The organism is Christensenella tenuis (assembly GCF_014287795.1).
Lineage (GTDB): Bacteria > Bacillota > Clostridia > Christensenellales > Christensenellaceae > Christensenella > Christensenella tenuis.
In genome coordinates, this window is the sequence record NZ_JACOON010000008.1 from 1 (window position 1) to 24,624 (window position 24,624).

General features: G+C 48.6%; 27 protein-coding genes, 1 other RNA gene and 1 pseudogene. 8 read left to right on the plus strand and 21 right to left on the minus strand.

The window, feature by feature from the left end; translation table 11 throughout:
• The first annotated feature begins 392 nt into the window (after window positions 1-392).
• The 5 genes and pseudogenes from H8S18_RS13780 (at window position 393) to H8S18_RS13795 (ending at window position 3,226) form a co-directional block, all read left to right on the plus strand.
• Window positions 393-788 (plus strand): Fur family transcriptional regulator, encoded by a 396-nt coding sequence (locus H8S18_RS13780; protein ID WP_186858866.1) that lies wholly within the window; start codon window positions 393-395, stop codon window positions 786-788.
• A 51-nt stretch (window positions 789-839) separates the two neighbouring features.
• Window positions 840-1,514 (plus strand): rubredoxin-like domain-containing protein, encoded by a 675-nt coding sequence (locus tag H8S18_RS13785; RefSeq protein ID WP_186858867.1) that lies wholly within the window; start codon window positions 840-842, stop codon window positions 1,512-1,514.
• Window positions 1,511-1,669, plus strand: a pseudogene (locus H8S18_RS15145) (4Fe-4S binding protein); the annotation flags it as partial. The gene H8S18_RS13785 and the pseudogene H8S18_RS15145, both read left to right, overlap by 4 nt.
• 354 nt (window positions 1,670-2,023) lie before the next feature.
• A complete protein-coding gene (gene rbr / locus H8S18_RS15150; RefSeq protein ID WP_243165176.1) occupies window positions 2,024-2,572 on the plus strand; it encodes a rubrerythrin in 549 nt (182 codons plus the stop codon).
• A gap of 90 nt (window positions 2,573-2,662) precedes the next feature.
• Complete coding sequence (locus H8S18_RS13795) at window positions 2,663-3,226, plus strand: 6-pyruvoyl trahydropterin synthase family protein (RefSeq protein ID WP_186858869.1); 564 nt, start codon at window positions 2,663-2,665, stop codon at window positions 3,224-3,226.
• A gap of 143 nt (window positions 3,227-3,369) precedes the next feature.
• On the opposite strand, the gene H8S18_RS13800 is transcribed toward H8S18_RS13795, so the two are convergent.
• Window positions 3,370-6,174, minus strand: coding sequence for a hybrid sensor histidine kinase/response regulator (locus H8S18_RS13800; protein WP_186858870.1), 2,805 nt, complete (start codon window positions 6,172-6,174; stop codon window positions 3,370-3,372).
• A gap of 316 nt (window positions 6,175-6,490) precedes the next feature.
• Between H8S18_RS13800 and H8S18_RS13805 the strand changes: the two genes are divergently transcribed.
• The 3 genes from H8S18_RS13805 to H8S18_RS13815 all read left to right on the plus strand — a co-directional run bounded on the left by H8S18_RS13805 (window position 6,491) and on the right by H8S18_RS13815 (window position 9,290).
• Window positions 6,491-7,153: a Crp/Fnr family transcriptional regulator gene (locus tag H8S18_RS13805; RefSeq protein ID WP_186858871.1), complete on the plus strand. Its 663-nt coding sequence runs from the start codon at window positions 6,491-6,493 to the stop codon at window positions 7,151-7,153.
• A gap of 113 nt (window positions 7,154-7,266) precedes the next feature.
• A complete protein-coding gene (locus H8S18_RS13810) occupies window positions 7,267-7,599 on the plus strand; it encodes a rhodanese-like domain-containing protein (RefSeq protein WP_186858872.1) in 333 nt (110 codons plus the stop codon).
• Window positions 7,596-9,290 (plus strand): FAD-dependent oxidoreductase, encoded by a 1,695-nt coding sequence (locus H8S18_RS13815; protein WP_186858873.1) that lies wholly within the window; start codon window positions 7,596-7,598, stop codon window positions 9,288-9,290. The genes H8S18_RS13810 and H8S18_RS13815 overlap by 4 nt, the downstream gene beginning before the upstream one ends.
• Window positions 9,291-9,393: 103 nt before the next feature.
• On the opposite strand, the gene ssrA is transcribed toward H8S18_RS13815, so the two are convergent.
• The 20 genes from ssrA to H8S18_RS13915 all read right to left on the minus strand — a co-directional run bounded on the left by ssrA (window position 9,394) and on the right by H8S18_RS13915 (window position 24,624).
• Window positions 9,394-9,778, minus strand: a transfer-messenger RNA (tmRNA) gene (gene ssrA / locus H8S18_RS13820).
• 59 nt (window positions 9,779-9,837) lie between these two features.
• A complete protein-coding gene (gene smpB, locus H8S18_RS13825; RefSeq protein WP_186858874.1) occupies window positions 9,838-10,281 on the minus strand; it encodes an SsrA-binding protein SmpB in 444 nt (147 codons plus the stop codon).
• Between the two features lie 38 nt (window positions 10,282-10,319).
• Window positions 10,320-12,407, minus strand: a complete 2,088-nt coding sequence (gene rnr, locus H8S18_RS13830; protein ID WP_186858875.1) for a ribonuclease R — start codon at window positions 12,405-12,407, stop codon at window positions 10,320-10,322.
• Window positions 12,408-12,483: 76 nt separating this feature from the next.
• Complete coding sequence (gene secG, locus H8S18_RS13835) at window positions 12,484-12,735, minus strand: preprotein translocase subunit SecG (RefSeq protein ID WP_186858876.1); 252 nt, start codon at window positions 12,733-12,735, stop codon at window positions 12,484-12,486.
• Window positions 12,736-12,797: 62 nt separating this feature from the next.
• Window positions 12,798-13,751 (minus strand): tRNA dihydrouridine synthase DusB, encoded by a 954-nt coding sequence (gene dusB, locus H8S18_RS13840; RefSeq protein WP_186858877.1) that lies wholly within the window; start codon window positions 13,749-13,751, stop codon window positions 12,798-12,800.
• A gap of 78 nt (window positions 13,752-13,829) precedes the next feature.
• On the minus strand, window positions 13,830-14,471 hold the full coding sequence (locus H8S18_RS13845) for a hypothetical protein (RefSeq protein WP_186858878.1): 642 nt from the start codon (window positions 14,469-14,471) through the stop codon (window positions 13,830-13,832).
• A gap of 19 nt (window positions 14,472-14,490) precedes the next feature.
• Window positions 14,491-15,987 (minus strand): lysine--tRNA ligase, encoded by a 1,497-nt coding sequence (gene lysS, locus H8S18_RS13850; RefSeq protein ID WP_186858879.1) that lies wholly within the window; start codon window positions 15,985-15,987, stop codon window positions 14,491-14,493.
• Window positions 15,988-15,997: 10 nt separating this feature from the next.
• On the minus strand, window positions 15,998-16,474 hold the full coding sequence (gene greA / locus H8S18_RS13855) for a transcription elongation factor GreA (protein ID WP_186858880.1): 477 nt from the start codon (window positions 16,472-16,474) through the stop codon (window positions 15,998-16,000).
• Window positions 16,475-16,600: 126 nt separating this feature from the next.
• Window positions 16,601-17,212: an RNA polymerase sporulation sigma factor SigH gene (sigH, locus tag H8S18_RS13860; RefSeq protein ID WP_243165177.1), complete on the minus strand. Its 612-nt coding sequence runs from the start codon at window positions 17,210-17,212 to the stop codon at window positions 16,601-16,603.
• A 109-nt stretch (window positions 17,213-17,321) separates the two neighbouring features.
• On the minus strand, window positions 17,322-18,083 hold the full coding sequence (rlmB, locus tag H8S18_RS13865; protein ID WP_186858882.1) for a 23S rRNA (guanosine(2251)-2'-O)-methyltransferase RlmB: 762 nt from the start codon (window positions 18,081-18,083) through the stop codon (window positions 17,322-17,324).
• Entirely contained in the window at window positions 18,076-18,819 is a 744-nt protein-coding gene (thyX, locus tag H8S18_RS13870; protein ID WP_186858883.1) for an FAD-dependent thymidylate synthase, read from the minus strand. Before thyX ends, rlmB begins: the two co-directional genes overlap by 8 nt.
• 18 nt (window positions 18,820-18,837) lie before the next feature.
• A complete protein-coding gene (locus H8S18_RS13875) occupies window positions 18,838-19,248 on the minus strand; it encodes a Mini-ribonuclease 3 (protein WP_243165174.1) in 411 nt (136 codons plus the stop codon).
• 63 nt (window positions 19,249-19,311) lie between these two features.
• Window positions 19,312-20,013, minus strand: coding sequence for an N-acetylmuramoyl-L-alanine amidase family protein (locus H8S18_RS13880; RefSeq protein ID WP_186858884.1), 702 nt, complete (start codon window positions 20,011-20,013; stop codon window positions 19,312-19,314).
• 9 nt (window positions 20,014-20,022) lie between these two features.
• Complete coding sequence (gene tsaD, locus H8S18_RS13885) at window positions 20,023-21,030, minus strand: tRNA (adenosine(37)-N6)-threonylcarbamoyltransferase complex transferase subunit TsaD (protein ID WP_186858885.1); 1,008 nt, start codon at window positions 21,028-21,030, stop codon at window positions 20,023-20,025.
• The gene (locus tag H8S18_RS13890; protein WP_186858886.1) at window positions 21,002-21,730 is read right to left on the minus strand and encodes a TIGR01906 family membrane protein; all 729 of its coding nucleotides are present in this window, start codon (window positions 21,728-21,730) and stop codon (window positions 21,002-21,004) included. The genes tsaD and H8S18_RS13890 overlap by 29 nt, the downstream gene beginning before the upstream one ends.
• On the minus strand, window positions 21,727-22,350 hold the full coding sequence (locus H8S18_RS13895; RefSeq protein ID WP_186858887.1) for a cyclase family protein: 624 nt from the start codon (window positions 22,348-22,350) through the stop codon (window positions 21,727-21,729). Before H8S18_RS13895 ends, H8S18_RS13890 begins: the two co-directional genes overlap by 4 nt.
• Before the next feature lie 151 nt (window positions 22,351-22,501).
• Entirely contained in the window at window positions 22,502-22,957 is a 456-nt protein-coding gene (locus tag H8S18_RS13900; protein ID WP_186858888.1) for a C-GCAxxG-C-C family protein, read from the minus strand.
• On the minus strand, window positions 22,954-23,784 hold the full coding sequence (locus H8S18_RS13905) for an Mrp/NBP35 family ATP-binding protein (RefSeq protein ID WP_186858889.1): 831 nt from the start codon (window positions 23,782-23,784) through the stop codon (window positions 22,954-22,956). Before H8S18_RS13905 ends, H8S18_RS13900 begins: the two co-directional genes overlap by 4 nt.
• Entirely contained in the window at window positions 23,777-24,172 is a 396-nt protein-coding gene (locus tag H8S18_RS13910; RefSeq protein ID WP_186858890.1) for a DUF1622 domain-containing protein, read from the minus strand. Before H8S18_RS13910 ends, H8S18_RS13905 begins: the two co-directional genes overlap by 8 nt.
• A gap of 110 nt (window positions 24,173-24,282) precedes the next feature.
• Window positions 24,283-24,624 carry a hypothetical protein gene (locus H8S18_RS13915; RefSeq protein ID WP_186858891.1) on the minus strand — a complete coding sequence of 114 codons (342 nt, stop codon included), beginning with the start codon at window positions 24,622-24,624 and terminating at the stop codon, window positions 24,283-24,285.

Here is a 24,624-nt window from a genome sequence, read left to right on the forward strand (position 1 = left end):
CGTGTCGAAACACGGATATATCCGTATTGTGCCATTTCATCACCTCCGTTCCATGTTGCTGTCTGGCAGTTCGAACCAACTCTATCTCAAAGAGCCATATACCCATATTAAACGGCAAACGTGCAGAAAGGCATTAAACCCTTCCCTTTCCGGTCAATTTTAATCTCTTTCAACCCCCTTCTTATATCTATAGCACAATAGAATATATCATGTAAAATATACTTTTCATTCCAAACGTTTACAGATCATATACTGATATAGTTCCATTTGATTTTATATCTTATGACACCTGGCTATCTGATCTTCTCATATTATTCCATTAGATATTGACAATCGAATACCATCAGTATATAATTCTTATTGAAAATATATATGATTAAGGATTTTATTCTATGAGAGAACGTAATACAATCCAGAGGCGATTGGTGCTGAATGCTTTGAATCAATTCAAAGGCCACGCTACCGCCGATGAAATCTACCATATCGTTTCCCGTGAACATCCCAATATAAGTCGGGGAACCGTTTACCGTAATTTGCAGCGCTTATGCGACATGGGAGAGATTCGTAAGGTTGAGGTTCCCAGTGGCGCCGACTGTTATGACCATATGCTCACGGCGCATTACCACGTCAGATGTGAACAGTGCGGCCGTGTATTTGATGTAGATATGGCATATATGCCTGAACTGGAATGTTCCATTCGAGATAGGCAGGGCTTCGTCTTGACCGGGCATTCCATTATGTTCAGCGGTATCTGTCCCGAATGTCAAAAGAAACAGGATACGGAATAAGGCAAGCTGTCAGGCTTTTCTTATAAAATAATAGAGATGGAGGATAATAATGTGAGGTATGTTTGCCAAGTCTGCGGCTATATCTATGATGAGGCGAAAGAAAAAACTCTTTTCAGCGAGCTACCGGATGACTGGAGATGCCCTTTGTGCAATGCGTCCAAAGATAATTTCCAGCCGGCTGAGAAGAAGTTTGAGGATCGGCCGGAATCTGCTGCTCCCGCACAAGCGAATACAATCCAGACGAATATGGATGTGCATGGAGACAGCCTGTATTCACTGTCTATGGGACAGCTTGCGGCGCTATGTTCTAATCTTGCGCGGGGTTGCGAAAAACAGTATAAGGAACAGGAAGCAGGACTATTCCGGGAGCTTGCCGCCTACTTTACAAAGCATGTACCTGCGGTTGAGGATGCTGCCGTGGAACAGTTGGCCGCCAGATTGCAGGAAGATATCGACCGCTACCCCGCTATTCGTAGTACAGTAGATGCTGCAAAGGACCGTGGGGCCGCCAGGATCTGTGTCTGGGGCGAGAAAGTTACACGAATGCTCTCGTCGCTGGTGGAGCGCTATCTGAAAGAAGGCGAGTCCCTGTTAGCAGATACAGATATCTGGGTCTGCTCTGTTTGTGGGTTTGTATATATCGGGGAAGCCCCGCCGGAATTGTGCCCGGTCTGCAAAGTCCCAGCCTGGAAATTTGAGAAGATCGAAGGGAGGGTGTCGGCATGAAAAAACTTGCTGTCAGAAATTTGAGGCTCTGTACAAAGGACTGCCTGTGCCTGTATGTCTGCCCGACAGGCGCCACAGACACCGAGAACAGTATCATTGATGTGGATAAATGTATTGGTTGCGGCGTATGTTCCGGGGCTTGCCCCAGCGGAGCCATTAGCATGGTACCTGTAGAATATCCGCCCCAACAGCCGAAAATCGAAGCGGTCACTTCTACACTCTATGCTTTGGTGCAAAATAAAGCAGAGCAGGAAAAAATTGCTTTGCAGCTTACACAGGAAACGAAACAGGACGGTCTTTACCGGCTGATGTCAGCAGCCGCCAAATCGGAACGCCTGGTGGAAGAAGATATTATGAGGGAGGCCGGTTTTATGCTTCCCCAAAGCGGCAATGCGCACAGGTTGCTGGAAAGACTAAGGGAAAATCCTCCGTCATCGGATTTTCCGCTGGATACGGTGCAGAAACTGCTTTCACTCATTCCAAATAACGATAAACAAGGAGAGAAAAGTATGGATCAAAAGAAAAATCCCTATGCAGGTACACAGACAGAAAAGAATCTGGAGGCTGCTTTTGCCGGAGAATCCCAGGCAAGAAATAAGTATACATATTTTGCTTCCAGGGCAAAAAAGGACGGCTTTGAGCAGATCGCGTCTTTATTTGAAAAAACTGCCAATAATGAAAAAGAGCATGCCAAGATGTGGTTCAAGGAACTGGCTGGGATCGGCGATACTGCCGGCAACCTGCTGGCTGCCGCGGAGGGCGAGAATTATGAGTGGACGGATATGTACGACGGTTTTGCCAATACCGCCGATGAAGAAGGGTTCCATGAACTTGCGGAAAAATTCCGTATGGTAGCTGCCATTGAAAAGCATCATGAAGAACGGTACCGCGCCCTTCTGCATAATGTTGAAACTGCCGCGGTATTTCGGAAAAGTGAAGTCAAAGTATGGGAATGCCGCAACTGCGGGCATATCGTAACCGGCACCAACGCACCGGACATTTGTCCTGCTTGCAGTCATCCGCAGAGCTACTTTGAACTGCATGCAGAAAATTATTAATAGGCGGTCCATGACATTCCCTATCGTATCACATAGCCCTTGGAGAGGGGCTTTAATCACTACTACTTTATATCATACGAGGTAGAAAATATGAGAAGCATTACGACATTAGACCTGCAATATGCACACAGATTTTATGGATTTAAGGGTGAGGCCCAGTATTTACATGGCCATACCGGCGTCTTGACGATTGAGGTAGAGGATTCCGTCAACGATGGAGTAAACATGGTCTTCCCTTGCAATGAAATTCAGAAAACGGCATGGGATGTACTGAAGAATTTTGATCATGCTTTAGTTCTGCGGGAAGATGACCCACTGCTTCCGGCAATTCTTGATGTTTATGATAAGCAGGGCATCAAAAATGGTGCACCGCAGAACCAGATGAAAGGTGAGGCCTTCAAAACCGGTCTTGCTACTGCCTATCCCGATTGCCGTTTGGTTGTCACCAAGGAGACCATGACGGTTGAGGGCATGATCAAGATCGTTTATGACTTGCTGAAAGATAAGCTGAATATTGCAAAACTTACCTTCACCAGCGGCGTCAACGCAGCGACTGCTGAATTTGAGACGAAGAACCAGATTGACCGTTGTCCGTTATGCGGTATTGCATTGGATGAAAATGGTGTTTGCCCTAAATGCGGATACAGAAAATAACCGACTGAAACATTCTGTCTATCTACGCAAAAGGCATCTCCAACCCATTAAGGCTGGGGATGCTTTTTGATTCGTGCATCAATCATTTATGGTTATGTTTCAAATTCTGCCTGTACCCTGGTTCCAATATTTCTAAATATTCCTTACAGGTATTTATCCATGATAGCGCTTAGATTGCCCAAATCCACAGGCTTTGCAATGTGCTCATTCATCCCCGCATTCTTTGCGTGGTCAACATCTTCGGCAAAGGCGTTCGCCGTCATCGCTACAATTGGCAGTTTTCGGACATCTTTTCGATCCATATTCCGGATTGCGGCTGTCGCCTCATATCCATTCAGGTAAGGCATTTGCACATCCATAAAAATAATGTCATAATATTCTTCTTCGGATGCGCCTACCATTTCCACTGCTTCCTTGCCATTATGCGCCCATTCCACGCGTATACCGGACATTTTGATAATCTCACTCATAATTTCCGCATTGATTTCATTGTCTTCCACCAGCAAGGCACGCTTGTCCTCAAGGTGCATGTCACTGATCGTCTCCGGCTTAGCGACCAGGTGATCGTCGGTAATTTCAAGTATTTTTTTAAAGCAACGGATGACCCTGCTTTTGAATAATGGTTTGGAAATAAAGTGGTCTACTCCTGCCGCACGCGCCTCGGCTTCTATTTCAGACCAATCATAGGCGGATAAAATAATGATCGGGATATCCGGTCCCACCTCTTCCCGAATTCTTTTCGCAGTCATGAGCCCATCCATTCCGGGCATCTTCCAATCCAGTATCACAGCAAAATAATCTTCCTGGACTTGATGCCTGACGCAAATGCGCTTCACTGCTTCTTGCCCGGAGAGACACCACTCGCCTATCATTCCAATTTCATTCAGAACAAGGCTTGCGCTTTCCGCCGTAGCTTGTTCATCATCCACAACCAATACCGGCAGCCCGATCAGTTCTTCCATATATTCATGCTGTTCCTTGAGTAATTTCAAATGTATTGTAACCGTAAAACGTGATCCCCGTCCGTATTCGGATTCCACCTTGATGTCTCCGTCCATCATACGGATCAGGTTGCGGGTAATCGTCATTCCAAGGCCAGTGCCCGTTTGTTTCTGCACATCGCTGTCTTCCGCGCGGGCAAACGGCTCAAAGATCATTTTCTGAAATTCTTCCGTCATTCCAATCCCGTTGTCTTCAAAAATAAATTCATATTCTCCGTATTCCGGATTTTTCATTGGTTTTTCTTGTATACGGACATTTATTTTTCCGCCGTCCGGCGTATATTTGGCGGCATTGCCAATCAGGTTCACAAACGCCTGCTGAATCCGCAGGCTGTCCCCAATAACACATTCATGTTTGATGTCCACTACATTGACTTGTAGTTCGTGCCCATGTTCATTGATCTGCGGCAATACCATTGCAATCATATTGTCGATCAGGTCGGCCAAATTGAATTCTTCATCCTGCAGTTCCACCTTTCCCGCTTCAATCTTGCTCATATCCAGCACTTCATTGATAAGCGATAGCAGGTGCTTAGATGCTGAAGTGATCTTTCTCAGGCATTCCTGTACCCGTTCATGGTTTTCAATCTGTGTGCCGGCAATCGCCGTCATTCCAATAATAGCGTTCAGGGGCGTCCTGATATCATGGCTCATCCGCGAAAGAAATTCCGTTTTTGCCGCATTCGCGGTTTCTGCATAATTATACGCCTCCTGCATTGCCTGCTGCTGTATGAGCTTCTCTGTTTTTACCTGGTCGATGTCGAATTGGTACATAATGGCCTTAGTCGGTATTCCGTTCTTTTGTTCCACAACCTGATAACTCGTCCTCCACCAATTATGTTTTTTACAATTGGTCATGTATTCAATTTCAATACGGCGGTCTTGATACAATGCTTTTTTCAAATAGCCTATACTGGTAAACTCAATATAGGCATTCAAATAATCCGGGGCCGCTACTGCCCTGCAAACCCACTGCATTGTCTCACTATAACATCCCTCCGCAGGCAATTCCGGAACAGGCTCCGATCCCTCAAAAGAAAGCGTTGTATAAAAATCATTTTCCAAATCCACTTCAAATATTCCGATATACTCGTCCTTCAGGCACTGCAGGACATGTTCCAGCTTTCGGTGCGAATTTTCCCGCTGCTTAATATCCGTTATATCCGCAATCGTGCCAACAATCCGCTTGGTGGTTTCTTTTATGATGGAATTGGTAATCGCATACCAGCGCTTTTCCCCTGTCTTTGCGCTGTAAAGCTGTACTTGTACCGGCCTGGCGGTATTGCTTGTAAACATATTTTCCAGAATCATCACATCGCCCTTCGGGCATAATTCTTCTTTTTTCAGCCTCTCATGGAAATGTTCAAAGGTATAGCGTACTTCCTTTCCCCCACTCTCCGCAAGTGAAGGATAGATTGACAACAGGTCTTTATCTTCTTCATATTCATAAGTATACCGTTCGGAAGAAAAGACGATTTGCTGGTAACGTTCATGTGCCATATCTTTCACATAGCGTTCCGTGATATCCCGGTAAACTCCTACCGCCATTCCACTCGGGCCGCCATCTTCATTCATAATCATGCGGAATTTGAGGTCATAAATCATTTCATTTCCATCCGCAGGAATCAGCTTTACAATTCCCCCTGCTTCTTTTTCCCCATGCAGCATTGCTTCATGGATGCGGATATATTCTTTTATGGATTCCCGGGCAATGATTCCCCGGTTTACCATTTCATAAGGAATTCCTGTCTGTACCGGTTCTACATGAAATGCCTGGGCTGTCCTCTCGTCTACCAATATTTTTTGCTCATTTGTATCATAGGTGAACACTAAGCTGCCGCTCTCTTCCGCAGCAATTTGGAAGGCCTGCATACTGTTGTACAGCTTTTCATTACTTTCCTTGAGCGCCTTGTTTGCCTCCTCAAGACACCTAATCTTCTGTTCCATTTTATACCTCTTAACGTATATGCCCTTATTATTTCAATACGCTCTTACTAATCTAGTATCATGACTTTGCGCGCGGATGATGCCGCCATATATCTAAAGGCCGGATGCAGCGCCTGTATTATGAAAAGCCATACGCATTGTCTTAATATAATACCGCTTTCGTTTCTATTTTCAATATTAATATATATTTTTACGTGGTTTTTAGCAAGAGTTTACGAAGCGTTTTTATATGCACTGTCCCTTTTTATTGCGGTTTCTGCCCATAACTGATATAATCATATTCAATATTTGGCCTTGGAACAGGGGAGGAGCATCAATGGCGGAGCTCAGTTATTTGTCCAAACTTCCCTTTTGGGAACAGCTAACCGATAGCGAGAAAGAATTTGTTCAGGTAAACTCACATATACAACGCTATTCTAAAGAACAGGTTATCTTGAACAGCGATATGGAATGCCTCGGCATGTCCATGGTACTGAGCGGCGAATTGCGCGCCTGTATCCTGTCGGAAGAAGGCCGAGAGATTACCCTGTACCGGCTTCACGAAGGCGGGCTTTGCATCTTGACAGCCTCCTGCGCAGTCAAACAAATCACGTTTGAGACACAAATGACAGTATCTGCAAACTGCGATCTGCTTGTGATGGGCACAGCCGCTTTTGAAAAGCTTATCAACCAAAATATATATGTCCGCTGCTTTGCATACGAACTGCTTTGCGAACGCTTTTCATCTGTCATGTGGACGATGCAGATGATTCTGTTTAGGGGATATGACCGGCGCCTCGCTTCCTTTTTAATCGGCGAGTATGAACACACCGGCTCCCCTGTCATCCAAATGACACACGAACAGATTGCGCAGTATACCAGTTCCGCCCGCGAGGTAGTTGCGCGGATGCTCAAACGGTTTTCTGCCGACGGTCTGGTCGAGTTTAAACGGGGCAGGATTACTCTGAAAAATATAGATGCGCTCAAAGCCATGGTTTAACTGAATTTTATATAGTTCGCTGAAATGCGACCCAGTCACAGTTTTCCCTGAAACCAGGTGGTAAAATTCAATCAATAAGATCGAAAAAATTTATCAGCAGGGAGGAAAACAGATTGGGTTTTTTTGATTTATTTAAAAGCATGGATATAAACGAAGGCATAAAAAAAATGAAGGCTACAGAAGGCGCCGTACTTCTGGATGTGCGCACCAGGGAGGAATATCGGGACGCCCATATCCCCGGAAGCTTGAATATCCCTTTGGATGAACTGGAAGCCGCATCCAATAAAATCCCCGATAAAAATACGCCTGTCTTTGTACATTGTTTGAGTGGTGCAAGAAGCAGGCAGGCCGAACATATACTAAAGCATATAGGCTATACCAATATTACAGATATTGGCGGCATCAACAGCTATCGTGGGGAAACCGAAGGAGGGGCGGCGAAATGAAGGTAGTAATCGTAGGCGGGGTTGCCGGCGGCGCTTCCGCCGCCGCGCGAATCAGGCGGCTTGACGAAAGCGCGCAAATCATCGTCTTTGAGCGTACGGGCTTTATTTCCTACGCAAACTGCGGGCTTCCCTATTACGTAGGCGGGGTCATTACCGAAGAGGAAGACCTAACCCTGCAAACCCCTGAGCTCTTTTGGGACAGGTTCCGCGTAGATGTACGCGTCCGCCATGAGGTCACGGATATCGATACCGGTCAGAAAACCGTAACTGTTCGCGGGCTTGAAACGGGGAAAGTTTATGAGGAAAGCTATGATAAGTTAATCCTCTCTCCTGGTGCAAAGCCTGTGCAGCCAAATATGCCGGGCATTGACAGCGGCAGAATCTTTACCCTTCGTACGGTTGAAGATACATTGAAACTCCATCAGTTCATCGAAGCTTCACAACCAAAAAGCGCGACCGTAATTGGCGGTGGTTTTGTTGGAATCGAAGCGGCTGAAAACCTTGCCGGGTTGGGCCTGAAGGTAGCGCTTGTGGAATATGCCGATCATCTGCTGGCGCCGTTGGATTTTGACATGTCTTGCGCCGTTCACACGCAGCTTAAAGGCCACGGTATTCGTTTGATGCTTAACACAGCTGTAACGGCTTTTGAAAAGAGTGGTGACAGCATCGTTACGAAAACCGCACACGGACAGGATATTTCATCCGATATGGTATTGCTTGCCATCGGCGTTACCCCCGATACGGTACTGGCAAAAAATGCAGGATTGGAGCTTGGAGCAAAAGGCAGTATTATTGTAAACGAAAGAATGGAAACCTCTGCGCCTGATGTCTATGCTGTGGGCGACGCAGTGGAAGTAAGGCATTTTGTAACCGGGCAAAAGGCTTTGGTTTCACTTGCCGGTCCTGCCAACAAGCAGGGGCGTGTTGCAGCCGATAATGTCTGCGGTAAAAACAGTGTTTTTCATGGCCCGCAGGGTTCGTCGGTCATCAAGCTCTTCGACATGACGGCAGCTTCCACGGGTATCAATGAATCGGCGGCGAAAGCGGCAGGAATTGAGTACGAACGCATTGTTTTATCTCCCGCGTCCCACGCAGGCTATTATCCCGGCGGCAAAATAATGACAATGAAGGTGCTGTATGAAAAAGACTCTCTTCGGCTTCTCGGCGCGCAGATCGTCGGTTTTGAGGGTGTGGATAAACGGATCGATGTGCTTGCTACCGCGATTCGCGCAGGAATGAAGGCGACGGAGCTCACCGAACTTGACCTAGCTTATGCCCCGCCATATTCCTCCGCCAAGGATCCGGTCAATATGGCTGGCTTTATGATTGAAAATATCGTTACGGATAAAGTAAAGCAATTCCACCACGATGAGGTGGATACGCTCCCCCGTGACGGCAGTATAACTTTACTCGATGTAAGGACGCCTATGGAATATAAAGATGGTTGTGTCCATGGTTTTGTTAATATCCCTTTGGACGATTTACGTGAAAGGCTCGACGAGATTGCGGCGCACAGGCCCGTTTATGTTATGTGCCAAAGCGGACTCCGCAGTTATCTTGCCTGCCGTATTCTTACGCAGAACGGGTATAACTGTTATAATTTTTCCGGCGGCTACCGCTTTTACGATATGGTCAGGCAGGCAAAAAAGCAAACAGAAACGGCATATCCCTGCGGCATGGATAAATCATAAAGTCTGCTGACTGGGGAATCAGGACAACTTATGGCCAGACCGTCCAAAACAGATCCATGAAAACGCTAAGAAACCCGCTATTTAAGCGGGTTTCTTTGATGTATGGTGGAGATGAGGGGAGTCGAACCCCTGTCCGAAAGCCTGCCCAGGCAACTTTCTACAAGCTTATTGGCCTTTGTTTATTTCCCTCTTCAAAGCCCCTGGCCACAAAAACCGAAAAGAGGTAGCTTCATAAAATCTGCGCCGCCGCAAAGCTTTGGCAGCGTAGTAGCCCGTTTTAAATTGGCTCCCGATCCCCTCCCAAACAGGAAAAGAGAGGTCGGAAGGCTGCTATTTTAAATTAAGCAGCAAGCAGAGCGGGAGAACCCACCTCTGCCGTTTTGTTTGTTTTTGCGTTTATATTTAGTTGAATCTTTTTAACGCAGAGTATTCAACTGCGGCTTGCTTATTGCCCTCACAAATGCCCCCGTCGAAACCAGTACATCCCCATATTCAGTTTTTCTCGGCACAATCACGCACAGTGCCGGTATTTATATCAAAAACGGCTTTATACCCTCCGTTCCATATCGCGTTTCATGGCTTTTTCCTTTAGATCCTGCCGCTTGTCATATAAATGCTTGCCGCGGCACACTCCTATCTCGAGCTTTACCTTTCCCCGCTTCAGATACATCCTCAGTGGAACCAGCGTATATCCTTTTTGCGCGGTGAGTCCGAGGAGCTTTGTAATTTCTTTTTTATGCAGCAACAGCTTACGGACGCGCAGTGGATCACGGTTGAATATGTTCCCCTTTTCATACGGGCTGATGTGCATATTATTAACAAACGCCTCCGCATTTCTGATCTGCACATATGAATCACGCAGATTGACCTTCGCCATGCGGCACGATTTTACTTCTGTGCCGACAAGTTCGATCCCCGCCTCGTAAGAATCCTCTATGAAATACTCATGCCGCGCCTTCTTGTTTTGCGCAAGCAGCTTTTCACCAGCCATACTATTTTCCTTATTACTCTTATAACCACTATTATACTTTAATTATCCGCAAAGGTAAATTCAATTTTTGAAAGAGCGATATCTGCCGCCACTACTTTCACTTTCACCTTATCTCCGAGTGTAATTCGTTTTTTCGTATGCTCGCCGATCACGCAATATTCTTTCTCATAATACACGTAGTAATCGTCGTCAAGCTGCGCTAGTGGAATCATTCCTTCAATCGTATTGTCCAATTCAGCAAAAATACCGAACTTTGTTACGCCTGACACCACTGCCGGGAATATTTCCCCGATATGCTTCGACATATACTCCGTCATTTTCAGGTCCTGCACTGCCCGTTCCGCTTCAATCGCGTTTCGTTCCCGCGCGCTCGACTGTGCTGCCACTTCCGGCAACGCCTTCTCTAAATGCCGTATATAGCCGTCATTCAAGCGTCCATCAAGAAGCGTCTTGATAATCCGGTGTATCTGTAAATCAGGGTAACGGCGGATCGGCGAAGTAAAATGGCAATATTGATCCGCTGCGAGACCGAAATGAGAAATCGGTTCCGTTGCGTAGCGCGCCTTTTTCAGGGCTCGCAGCGTAACCGTATTGACGATTGTTTCCTCTGTGGTTCCCGCTACCTTTTCGAGTACTTCTTGGATTGCATGCGGATGGACGTTCTGGAACCCTTTCAGATGTATCCCAAAATTCCCAAGGAAAATAGCAAGTTCCTTCATGCGATCTGCGTCCGGCTGTTCATGAATGCGGTATAAAAACGGCATCTCCATATAATAATACTGTTCCGCTACCGTGATATTGGCGCGAAGCATAAATTCCTCGATCAGCTTTTCCGCATCTCCCCGCTTTCTGACGGTAACATCCGTAGGACTCCCCTTTTCATCCAGCACAATTTCCGGTTCGTCAATGTTGAAATCAATACTGCCTTTTTCAAACCGCCGTGCCCGTAAAATTTTGGCGAGTTTATTCATCTCCAAAAGAATATCCGCAATGTCGGCATATTTTTTCCGCTCTTTCGCATCGCCTTCCAGTAAACGGTTTACTCCGTCATAGGTCAGCCTGTGTGCAGAACGAATTACCGTATTCTCCACCTTCTGCGCCGTTACATTGCCCCGCGCGTCGATTTCCATGATGCAGGAAAGCGTCAGCTTATCCTCCCCGGCATTCAGTGAACAGAGTCCGTTTGAAAGCTCTTTGGGGAGCATCGGCACCACGCGGTCTACCATATAAACGCTCGTTCCGCGCCGCAGCGCCTCCTGGTCAAGCGGCGATCCCTCCCGTACATAATGGCTTACATCCGCAATATGAACGCCAAGTTCGTAATTCCCATTCCCAAGCATGCGAAGCGATATCGCATCGTCAAGATCCTTGGCATCCGCGCCGTCGATGGTGAAGACCATTTGTTTACGCAAATCAAGCCGCCCTTCCAAATCAGCCTTTTCCTGCGTTAAGGTCTGCGCCTGTCTGACACAGGCATCCGGGAACTCGGAAACAAGCCCGAAACGCCGCGCATAAGCAAGAATATCTACGCCTGCTTCTCCCGCTCTCCCGAGGATTTCCATGATCTCTCCTTCCGGGCTCTTTCCCTGATGGGCGCGCTGTGTGATATTCACGACAACCTTCTGGCCATTTTTGGCCCCGCGTGTTCGTTTCTTAGGGATATAAATATCGTCTACGCCCGGCGAATCACTCACGACAAACACCATTCCATTTTTGGCCTGTACCGTTCCTACCTCTTCCACCGGAAGAGGCGACAAAACCTTCACGACTTTTCCTTCCAGATGCTTTCCGCCCTGTTGCCGCTTAGACAGCCTGACGAGAACGTCTTCCCCATTGAAAGCGCCGCCTTTATGCGAAGGAGAAACAAAAATGTCCTCCATATTCTCTGGTGTGCGCAAAAACGCGAATCCGCCCTGTTTGCAGTCGAGCGTCCCCCGAAACAGCCCCATTGTAGACGCAAGCGCATATTTTCCGCTCTTAGTCCGTCTCACACGGTATTCCTGTTCCAATTCTCCAAGAATGCCTTTAAGCGCCTCCTGAGGCATATTCACCGCTTCGGCAAGTTCGTCAATGCCGGCATAAATCCTGTCTTCGATCTCCTGCAGGACCCGTTCTGTTTTCTCCAACTAAATATCTCCTATCTTTCATAAAAAAAACACCCGCATACCCGTGGGTGTTTTTCGATTGCGAATTTGTATTTGCTTACATCCAATACTTCTGCATGACAACAAGCAAAACCGCGAGTACCATGAAACCGATAGCGGCAATCCTTGTCAGCCGCACCAACGTCGCTTCCATACCACGCGCCTTTTTCTTTCCCCACATTGCTTCTGCTCCACCGCTAATAGCGCCGGGCACACCCGTTTTCGCTCCCGACTGGAGCAACACCACGACAATCAGAAAGCCTGAAAAAACAACCAATACTATTTTAATGATGAGAGCTAATATCTCCATAATAACCTCCGATTAAAATACATAACAAAAGTATGATAGCATGAACCGCTGTAAATTGCAACCTATTTTTTCCGCAGACGGGATAGCAGGAGGTCTTCAAGCTGTGCGTAAGTCTCCACCCTTACGACCTGCGCACGAAGCTGCCCCGCCCCTTGCATTCCCTTTACATAATGTGAAGCGTGCCCCCTCATCTGCCTCATGGCAAGCGCTTCCCCTTTTCGTTGTACGGCAAGGCGAGCCTGTCGGAGGCACATATGTATCCTTTCTTCCGGCGTAGGAAAGGTCCGCACGCTTCCCGTTTCCAGCAATTCTTTGATTTGGGTAAACAGGAAGGGATTTCCCTGTGCGCCGCGCGCTACCATCACCGCGTCACATCCCGTTTCCCGGAACATATGTACCGCATCCTGTGCGGCGAAAATATCTCCATTGCCGATCACCTTGACTTTTACAGCCTGTTTCACTTCGGCAATCATGGAAAGGTCCGCTTTTCCGCTGTAATACTGTTCCCGTGTCCTGCCATGTATCGTAATTGCGTCTGCCCCGGCGTCTTCCGCCATTTTCGCAAAAGCAACCGCATTCTTTTCTTTTTCCGTAAAACCAGCCCGGAATTTAACGCTTACCGGAACAGAAACCGCCTTTTTCAACGCGGAAATAATTTTTCCTGCAAGGATAGGTTCCCGCATAAGCGCGCTTCCTTCGCCATTGTTCACAATTTTGGGAGCAGGGCATCCCATGTTCACGTCTATTATAAACAAGCGGTCTCCAAGCAAATCACATACTTTTTTTGCAGTATCGGCAAGAATCTGTGGATCCCGCCCAAAAAGCTGCACTCCCGCTTTGTCTTCCGCATCCGAAAATTCAAGTAAATCGTGGGTACGTTCATTTTGATAGGCAATGCCTTTCGCGCTTACCATTTCCGTGAAAGTCATCTGTGCGCCGCAGGCAATGCATACCTCGCGCATTGACGCATCCGTTACCCCTGCCATTGGAGCCAGATAAATTTTCGGTTCGTCCATTTCTTTTCTCCCTGCTGCGCAGTCTTTGCATCCGCACGGCCAAAATAATAAAGCGCGCTCTATGGCGCGCTTGGCTTCTTATTCTCCCGCTTCCGTACTTTCCGCCGCACCCGGCGAAGACGTTGTCGCGGCAGCTCCGGATGATTCTTCTGCCTGTGGGGTTTCCGAAGTCTCAGGCGGAGCTGCTTTTACGAGCTTCATCCCATCGATCCTCCAAATATCCCCTACCTTGACCATAGAAAGTTCATATGTACCGTTTATCCATTCCGGTGGCTTTTCATCGCTTTGCACCGTTCCATTGTTTTCATCAGCCGGCATACTCTTATGCCCGGAAATCTCAGTAATAATATCATCTGCGGATACGGTTGCTTCGGTTTGCCACGGCCATACGATCGGCGGATTAATGTCTGCCCTCTGGTAATAATTCGTAATCTGGAACTCCTGATAGGTTGTCCCCGTCAGGACAGGATCGTTTGCAAGGAAACGCTCCGTAAAAAAGCTGTGGAGTTGTGAAGAATCCACTTTCTCCTCATCGTGCACCAATACAACTTCCGCACGCAGCGTGAGCGCATCTTTTGCCACCATTTGAATATTCATTGTGTTCATCGCGGCATAAAAGGCAATGACCACAATCGCAATAACAACGACAACAATTGCGAGCCGCGATAGTACGTATAATATACCTCTGGCAGGCTTATTGCCGCCCTCTTTTGCCACCATAACTACCTCGTTCCAGAGATCAAAGCGTGTCCTTTGGTTTCATCGTGGGGAACAGGAGCACATCCCGGATAGAGAAACAATCTGTAAGAAGCATAACCATACGGTCCACGCCAATACCCATACCGCCAGTCGGCGGCATTGCATATTCGAGTGCCGTGACAAAGTCCTCATCCATCATGTTTGCCTCATCGTCACCTTCCGCACGCTTTCTCGCCTGTTCCATAAAGCGTTCCCGCTGGTCATCCGGATCGTTAAGCTCCGAAAACGCATTGGCAAGTTCCCGGCCTGTAATAAACAATTCAAACCGCTCCACCATCGAATCCGAACCCGGTTTCTTCTTGGCAAGCGGGGAAACCTCGATCGGATAATCGTAAATAAACGTCGGTTGGATCAGGTTTTCCTCTACCTTCTGCTCGAACGCCTCGTTAAGAAGCTCCCCGCGCGAAGGCTGCCCTTCAAAGTGAATACCCGCTGCTTTCGCTGCTGCGCGCGCCTGTTCGTCCGTTTCGCACACGCCAAAATCGACGCCTGAATATTCTTTTACAGCCTCGATCATTGTCATTCGTTTCCACGGTGAACCAAGGTCAATTTCGGTTCCCTGGTAAGTGATCACATCCGAGCCGTTCACCTGCTGTGAACAGTAGCGGAACAGATTTTCGCATAAATCCATCATTCCCTTATAATCCGTATAGGCCTGATACAGCTCCACCGTTGTAAATTCCGGGTTATGCTTGGGATCCATTCCCTCGTTGCGGAAAATCCTGCCAATTTCGTACACGCGTTCAAATCCGCCCACAATAAGGCGTTTCAGGTGAAGTTCCGTGGCAATGCGCAGGTACATATCAATATCGAGCGTATTGTGGTGCGTCACAAACGGGCGCGCTGCCGCGCCTCCCGCACTCGTCTGCAGCACAGGCGTCTCCACCTCAATAAATCCCCGATTATCAAGAAAGTCACGGATGCCCCGGATAATCTTGGAACGCGCATAGAACGTATCCTTCACGTCCGGATTGACGATCAGGTCGACATACCGCTGGCGGTACCGCAGGTCCGTATCCTTAAGGCCATGCCATTTTTCCGGCAGTGGAAGCAGGGATTTGGATAATAAAACCACTTCGTGGCTTTTGACCGAGATTTCACCGGCATTCGTCTTGAATACCTCTCCCGTCACGCCTACTATATCGCCGATATCGAATTTTTTATATTCCGCGTAAGGTTCGTCACCCATCACGTCGCGGCGGGCATAAATCTGCAGCTTGCCTTTCCCGTCGAGGATATGAAAAAAGCTTGCCTTACCCATGATACGCTTGGAAATAATCCTTCCGGCGACCGATACGGTATCGCCTTCCATTTCATCAAAATGGTTCAGGATTTCGTCCGAATTGTGCGTCTTTTCAAATGTAGTAATTTCGTACGGGTCCCGTCCCGCTTCTTTCAGCGCGGTGAGCTTTTCCCTGCGCACCCGCAGAACCTCGCTCAGCTCCTGTTGTTGTTCCTTTTCCTGCTTCTCAGCCATAGCGTCCCCCTTACCTGTGGATATCCAGAATCTTTAGCTTCACAATTCCTCCGGGCGTTTCCACCTTCACAAGGTTGCCGACTTTTTTTCCAAGCAACGCACGGCCGACGGGCGATTCGTTCGAAATTTTATTCGTACTGAGGTCTGCCTCTGCGGAGCCAACAATTTTATACTCGATCTCTTCGTCATATTCCTTGTCCAGAACCTTGACCGTCGTGCCCACGTTTACACGCTGTACGTCAACATCCTCCTGGTCCACGACCGTCGCGTTCCTGAGCATGTTTTCTAGCATCACGATTTCGCCTTCGATCTTGGCCTGCTCGTTCTTAGCCTCATCATACTCGGCGTTCTCCGACAGGTCGCCAAAAGCTCTCGCCGTTTTAATCTCTTCCGCAACTTCAAGCCGTCGTACCGTTTTCAGATATTCCAGCTTTTCTTCCAGTTCTTTTACACCTTGATGTGTTAATACTACATCCTCGTTCGCCATTCGTTTACTCCTCGCCGTGCATATATGCACACTTTTCCAAATTACATGTCATTTATTATATAGAAAATATGCGTTTTGTCAAGGTAAGCGCCCCCTTTGCGGGCTCCGTGCCTGCCCCGCGGGCAATCATTCTCTCTTCCCGTCTTTGGTCTCGAGGAACTTGTCAATTTTCCCTTTTGCCCTTTGCAGCGCATTGTCGATCGATTTTTCATGCCGCCCCATAATTTTTGCAATTTGTTGATAGGAAAGACCATGCAAATAATAAGTTAATACCTGGTTTTCGAGGCTGGAAAGCATCTTGGAAATTTCTTCCTCCATGCTTGCATAGTCCTCCTGGTCAATTACGATTTCTTCCGGGTTAGAGACCTTCGATGCCGCTATAATATCAACCAGCGTGCGCTCCGATTCTTCATCATATACCGGCTTATTCAAAGAAACATACGAATTAAGCGGCTGGTGTTTTTGCCGCGTCGCTGTTTTGATCGCCGTAATAATCTGCCGTGTAATACACAGCTCCGCAAACGCACGGAAGGAAGCTTTTTTTTCCGCGTCGTAATCACGCACCGCTTTATAAAGGCCGATCATGCCTTCCTGTACGATGTCTTCTTTATCCGCGCCAATCAGGAAATAAGACCGTGCCTTTGCGCGCACAAAGTTTTTATATTTATGCAGGATATACTCAATCGCAGGGCTGCCTTCTTCCTTGTTCGCCATCGTCACAATCTGCTCGTCCGTCATAAGGGCGTATTTCTCAAATCCCGCGTGTATAATGATCTCCTGCTTTTCTTCCGGCACTAATGTATCCGGCAGTTCCTGCCTTCCTTCTTCAGCCAATTTGTTCCCCTCTTTACCTGACCAGTTCCTGCCGGCGTTTCTCATAGACGAGGATGCTTGCCGCACATGAAGCGTTAAGAGAAGTCGTCCGTCCGCCCATTTCAATTTTTACAACGAGGTCGCACAGCTCCTTGGTATGCTTTGCCACTCCCTCATCCTCTCCGCCGATGACAAGCGCCATTGCACCCGTGAGGTCTGTCGCCGAAAGGGGCTGTCCGTCCATATCCGCCGCCGCAATCCATACGTTCCGGCTCTTCAATTCCTCAATCGTCTGGTTGATATTAGTAACCTTTACCACCGGCAGATATTGCGCCGCGCCGCACGACACCTTAAACGCCGACGCGGTGAGCGATGCCGAACGCCGTTTCCCTATGATAACCCCGTGTGCACCCAGGGCTTCCGCGCTTCTGATGACCGCGCCTAGGTTATGTGGATCCTGGATATTCTCCAGAATTACAATAAACGGTTCTTCCCCGCGCACCTGCGCCAATTCAAAGATATCTTCAAGTTCACTATAGCGGAACGCCGGAATCTGCGCGGCAATCCCTTGGTGGTTTCCGGGTCTGCCATCCGGCCCCATCCCTGCGCACATGCCATCCAGCTTCGCACGCGGAACTTCCGTCACAACAAAACCGCCGCGGCGTGCAAGCATCAGCAATTCACGGATACTTCCATCCGTCAGGCCTTGCTGGACATAAATACGGTCAATTTGTTCCCCACTCTTAATTGCTTCGCGCACACTGTTGCGCCCAATTACATATTCCTGTTCATTCATGCCCGCAGCCCTCCATCAACTTCCGGTGCCGTGCGCGTACCTCTTCCGCCCTGCCGCAGCACATTTTCCCTTCGCTGCACGTTCCGCATATGCAGGACGGTCCAGCTTTACCAAAAAGATCCGGTGCTTTTTCCATAGAGAGTGCAAGCATCTGCCATGCAAGCTCACGTATTTCCCACTGTGCCCTGTTACAGCAGCGCAGTGCAAAAAAATGCAGGAGTTCGCGGGCGTTCATGGTAACGATCATCTTTGTTTCACATGCGTTCGGAAGAACGAAGCGCGCATCTTCATTTGACTTTTCTCCCGCATTCCCAAGCGCATCTACCCACTCGTCGTACCATCCCTGCATGGTTTGCATCTGTGTTTCAAACTTCGTTACGGCTTCCTGCCCCAACGCTTCGATGCTCGGTGGAATCACATATGAAAATTCGCCTTTTTTTGCACTCTGGTTCACATACCGCTGAGACTGTACGGAAAAACTGGCAATGCGGTGCCGCGTAATCTGCGCGAGAAGCGCACGCGATACTCCTTCTATTCCAAAGGAAAAGGATGCGTGCTCAATCGGCGAAAGGTGCCCCATCTGGGTCAGGCGGTCGATAAATTCCGGATTCCTGGCCGTTTTTTCAAGTTCGGATATATCCGCCTTGGAATAACACAATTTTGCTCCCATGGAAACGATCAGTTCCGGATCGGGCGTTGCTGCAAGCAGCACTGTTTTCAGCTTCGTTTTTGGCATCTTCTTTCCTCCCACTCGTCATACTTCAAAATCCAGCGTTCCGAGTATTTCGTCGATCCGCCCGGTCTGTCCTGTCAGGAACAGGTATCCAATCACCGCCTCAAGCGCGGTTGCATGCTTATAATCCGCAATGCTCATATTTTTAGGCGGCGATGGACTTTTCGCGTTCCTGCCCCGCCGGAAAATATCTGCTTCCGCTTCGGTAAACCGTTCCATCCATCGGTGCGCGAATTCTGCCTGCGCACGGGCGTTCACGAGCCGTATGCTCATGGAATGCAGCGCACCCGCATTTTTAGAACAGCCAAGCACATATTTTGTGCGGACATAAAGGTCAAACACGCTGTCGCCAATATAAGCAAGCGTAAGGGGAGGCATTTGCGCCGCCCGGTCCTCCGAAAGCCTCAAATCTTTATCAAGTCCGTTTATCATCTTACCAATCTTCCCACGCAGCAGGAAATTCCAGTCCGCAAATCGGTTGCACACTCCATAATTTTATTCCTGGCCGCTTTTATAATATTTAATTCCATTTACGATGGCTGCCGTCACCCTGTCCTGGTATTCTCCCTGCTGGAGCTTTTCTTCTTCCTCCGGATTCGTAAAAAATCCGCATTCTACCGTCACACTGGGCTGGCTGCCCGGCGCAAGCAGCCGATACCTTCCAAAGTTTACTTTGCGCGGCACTTCAATTTCAAGTTCCTCATTCATCACCGTTTGAATGCTCTCCGCAAGTTTCTTCCCCTCAACGGAATCCGTATAATAGAAAATCTGCGGGCCGCACGCATCCGCATTTTCGAAACTATTCTGATGGATCCCGATGTACATATCCGCATTCGCATCCTTTATGATCTGTTCGCGCTTCTGCATATCCGCTTCCTTGCGCTTCCCGATATCCGTTTCCCCTGCTGCCGCAATTGGTTCATCCGATTCGCGTGTCATCACTACCGTAACGCCTTCTTTTTCAAGCGCTGCTTTCAGTTTCAGGCCGATCTCGAGATTCACTTCTTTTTCATACCGCCCTGTCGATACCCCGATCGTGCCGACATCCGTATCGCCATGCCCTGGATCAACGATAACCTTCATTCCTTCAAGGCTCACAGAAGAATAACCCTGCCCGGATTCTTCTGTCCCGCATGCACACACCGCAAACAGTGTAAGCCCTGCAAGCAGGGCAAGCAACCATCGTTTCAGCCTCATTTGTTTCTCCTAAAGTTCCATGACCGGCTGCGCATTAAGGTCGAGTCCCGCGCGCCGCCCTTTCTCAAGTTCGTAATATGCGCACGACGCAATCATGACCGCGTTATCCGTACAATACTTAAATTCCGGGAAACAAAGTGTAATCCCCGTTTCTTTCGCTTTCTTTCCAAACGCTGCACGAATCTGCTCGTTCGCGGATACGCCGCCCGCCACTGCAAGTACCTGGGCGTTCGTCCGGCGCGCCGCCTCAAACGTATTTTTCACAAGGGTATCCGAAACATTTTTTAAAAACGATGCGGCGACATCCTCTTTTTTGTATTTCTGCCCCTGCTGGTCAAACTTGTGCAGTAGGTTGATCACCGCCGTCTTCAGGCCGCTGAATGAAAAATCCAGATGGTCCTCACCGCGAAAGCTGTGCGGAAATTTATATTTTGTTTCATCCCCCTGCTTTGCAAGCTCCTGCAGGTTCGGGCCGCCCGGATAAGGAAGCCCAAGGACACGCGCCACCTTATCGATGGCTTCGCCCGCCGCATCGTCCCGTGTACGGCCGAGCGTCTCATATTCCGTATAATCCTTTGCCCACACGATCTGCGTATGGCCGCCTGATGCCACAAGGCACAGAAAAGGCGGCTCAAGCTCCGGATGGGAAATATAGTTCGCGCAAATGTGCCCTGCAATATGGTGCACGGGCACCAGCGGCTTTCCCAGCGTATATGCAAGCCCCTTGGCATATGAAACGCCCGTAAGAAGCGCCCCCACAAGGCCGGGTCCGTTCGTTACCGCAATCGCATCGATCTGTTCAAAGCCGCCTGCATCCCGCACGGCAGCCTCCACGACATACGGAAGCTTCTTCACATGATTGCGCGAAGCAATTTCGGGAACAACGCCTCCGTATTCCTTATGAATCTCAATCTGCGTATAAAGCGCCTGTGAAACGACTTCGCGGCCATTCCTGACAACTGCCGCAGCCGTTTCGTCGCATGAGGTTTCAATTGCAAGTATATTGAGGTTTTCCATGCTTTCTCATCCTTTTGTAAACAATTCCCGCCGCAGCCGCGCTTCCTACCGCAATCGAAAGGAACCATGCCAGTATCCGCGCCACCATATTGGCAAAAAACGCCTCTTGGAACATACGTATCATGCGCGACACTGCCGGGTCAAGCAGCCACAGGTCATTTGTAAAAAACACATGGTGGAAGCTGACCCAGAAATTGTTGAAGTCAACCGCCGCCCACACGCCAATACATGCGAAAAATGCAAGCACCCCTACCGTCGTCCAAAAATAGCAGCGCAAAAAGGGACCGGCCGCACGCTTTTTCTTCCATAGGAAACAGCCTGTAAACAGCGCGCCGCCCACACAAAAACCGATTGTCATAAGGAGGATCGCGTTTTGATAAAGCGTCCTTACGTCAACCATGTGGTCTTTTTCGCGCTGGCTATAATATTCCTCTCCGTTCTCTATAGCCAAATCAAGCGACGAAACATTTCCCTGTAAATAGTCAAGCAGCGTATTGGTCGCCTGTTCCAAAACCGGGTCAGAAACGCCCACATACGCCGCCGTATCCATCTTTTGGTATTCTTCACGGTAAAAGTTCTTGTCAAACGCCACGCCGCTGATGCACGCTATTGCAACCGAAAGAACGATCAGCACTGTTCCTGCAGCCGCAGCCAACCCCACCCAGGCGAGCCCATGTTCTTTTGCCTGCGGCCCGTTCATTCCTCATCCAATTCCCGGATGAGGCACGCCCGAATCGGCGAACCATCCGTATCAATCTTTAGCGGAAGCGCACACAGGATATAATTGCCCGGCTCTGCCTTATCCAACTTTAAGGACTCCAATACCACAATGCCCTCGGAAAGTAAAATTTTATGTACCGCATCGTTGCCGATCGACTGCGCATCCGTTCCAATCAGGCGCACACCCGCATCCGCCAAACTACGCGCGCTTTTTTCCGTCAGCCGCGCCTCCGCATCTTCCGTCCCTTTCAGGATAACGCGCTTCGTACCGCGCGGAAGACGAAAATCCTTTTTGTTCACCAGTACGGCCTCGCCGATCAATGTGGAAAGCGGCACCTCTTTTGTCGTCTTCCCTCCGATCACAACATGCGCCGGCGCGTCGATATGCGTTCCGCTGTGTGAACCCATCGTCAGCTTCGTTACGGCATAGCCATAGTTATCCACCGTAAAAAACTGTTCGAGGCGCACATGCGGATCGCCCTCATATACCTTTGTCTCACCATTCAATTCATGGGTAATATCAATGATCTTAATTTTAAACACCTCATATTTCCAAGCTTTGCCATACCATTCCGTAGTGTCTATTATAGTGATTTTCATCTGTTTTTTCAACCGCCGCGGATATTATTCATAAATTCGTTGCAAACACCGCGCATCATACGCCATTTAACATCCGTGCAGCGCAACAAAAAAACATCTCCTTCACCCTTTGCGGGACTTTAGAGATGTTTTTTGCAAATCTTCCTGCCATTTAAATATGCTGTTTTTCAAGCTCTGCTTCAAGAATTTCGGCGGCGCATTCCACAAGTTCCGCGCACGGCCGCTTTTTATAGTAAGCCTCTGTGCGTTCTTCAGGCTTCGGGCTGCTTTTATGTTCGGAAAGTCCTAAAAGCTCGCGGCACACAATCGACCCGTTTTTTCCCCGAAACCGTTGGGCCAATTCCTGTACCCGGGCATACTGCTTTGCTTTGCCTTGCGTATCTGCCGGGGAATCGTACCCTTCCATAAGCCCCAAGACCATCAACATTCCGCTTACCGCGCCGCATACTTCGCGCAACCGCCCCATACCGCCTCCAAACGACGAACCTATTCGTGCCGCCGTTTTTTCGTCCAGTCCGAGTTCTGGCGCAAATGCAAGAATCACAGACTGGCAGCAGTTATATCCTTCCCGGAAAAGCCGTCCGGCAAGCAGCGCCTTTTCTTTCATAGTTCTTCCACTTGCCCTGCCGCACCCTCGAGCCATTCGCCGGGGAGTGTTTCAATCTTTCCATCGTCTGCCGCACGGGCAATTTCCGGATCAACCGGCACTTTCCCGAGGACCTTGAGGCCGAACTTCTCCGCAGTTTCCTCTACGCGGCTTTCGCCAAAGACCGGTATTTCTTTTCCGCAATCCGGGCATTTCAGGTAACTCATGTTTTCCACAAGGCCGATAATCGGTATATTCATCATGTTTGCCATCTTTACCGCCTTGCCAACGATCATGGACACAAGCTCCTGCGGCGAAGTTACAACGATAATACCGTCCACCGGGATGGACTGGAAAACCGTAAGCGGTACGTCGCCCGTTCCCGGCGGCATATCCACAAACATCACATCCACGTCGGACCAAATGACATCCTTCCAGAACTGTGTCACAGTGCCCGCAATCACAGGGCCGCGCCATACCACCGGGTCGCTTTCATCCGGCAGCAAAAGATTGACAGACATAATCTGAATTCCGTTTTTCGTATAGACCGGAAAAATCGTGTCCTCTGTTCCCCGCGCTTTTTCCGTTACTCCAAACATTTTGGGAATAGACGGCCCCGTAATATCCGCATCGAGGATTGCGGTGTTAAGGCCTTTGCGGCGCAGTAAAACTGCCAACATCGAGGTGACAAGCGATTTACCTACGCCTCCCTTTCCGCTGACCACACCAATTACTTTTTTAATGGTGCTGGCTTCGTGCGGCGCTTCCAGGAAATCTGCCGGGTTTTGTTCCCGCGATCCGCAGCTTTCCGAACAACTTCCGCAGTCATGTGTACAACCTTCACTCATTTTGTTCACTCCGTTTCTTTTCTTTATAATCTGAACCATTTAACGCTTCTTGTTGCTCCGAGTCCCTGATTTCCTTATTGAGAAAATAGGAAATCACTGTGCGGATTGCCACAATCGCTGCAAGACGCAGGATATCCTCAAAGGTAGGTTTGGCAATCGAGTCAATAATATCCGCTACAATCAGGACTTCAAGCGCCAACAGGATATAACCGCCGAGACTGTTTTTCGTGTCGGCAAGTTTCTTCATCCGTTCGGTCCGTCCCATTTGCCTGAAATGTGAAGTCAGAAAGTCTCTCACGCATAAAATAACTCCCCACAGGAGTATGGCGACCGAAGCAAGATATAAAACTGTTGTAATCACATCTAAACAGGGTATAAAAAATTCCATACGCTTCCCCTTTCACTACAGTCTTATAATACCCGTTCCGCTTCAAAGCAAACAGCCCGGCGGCGAAAGCGCCGCCGGACTTTTTATTCATACCATTCTATGTGCCAATATTATCTTTTGGGCAGGTTTTTGCGCGGATTGCGCAAATATTCTTTGAATTTTACGCGGAAAATGATAAAATAGGCAACCACGCATGCAAGAATATATATAATGCTTACAATGCTCCACGGGGACCTGATTCCTTCCGTGCTCATATACTCCAGAATTGATAACACCAACAGCGGTGCGCCGGTAATCCAGCAAAAAGTACGCAGCAGCTTTCTATGCGCCGCCTGCATTTCCTCCGGATAATCGTTTTCATACGCTTTGCCCGACCCCTTGATTGCATAGTATAACAGATATACCGCAATAAAGATGTCGAATATCATCATGAAATTAAAAGCGCCATCCAT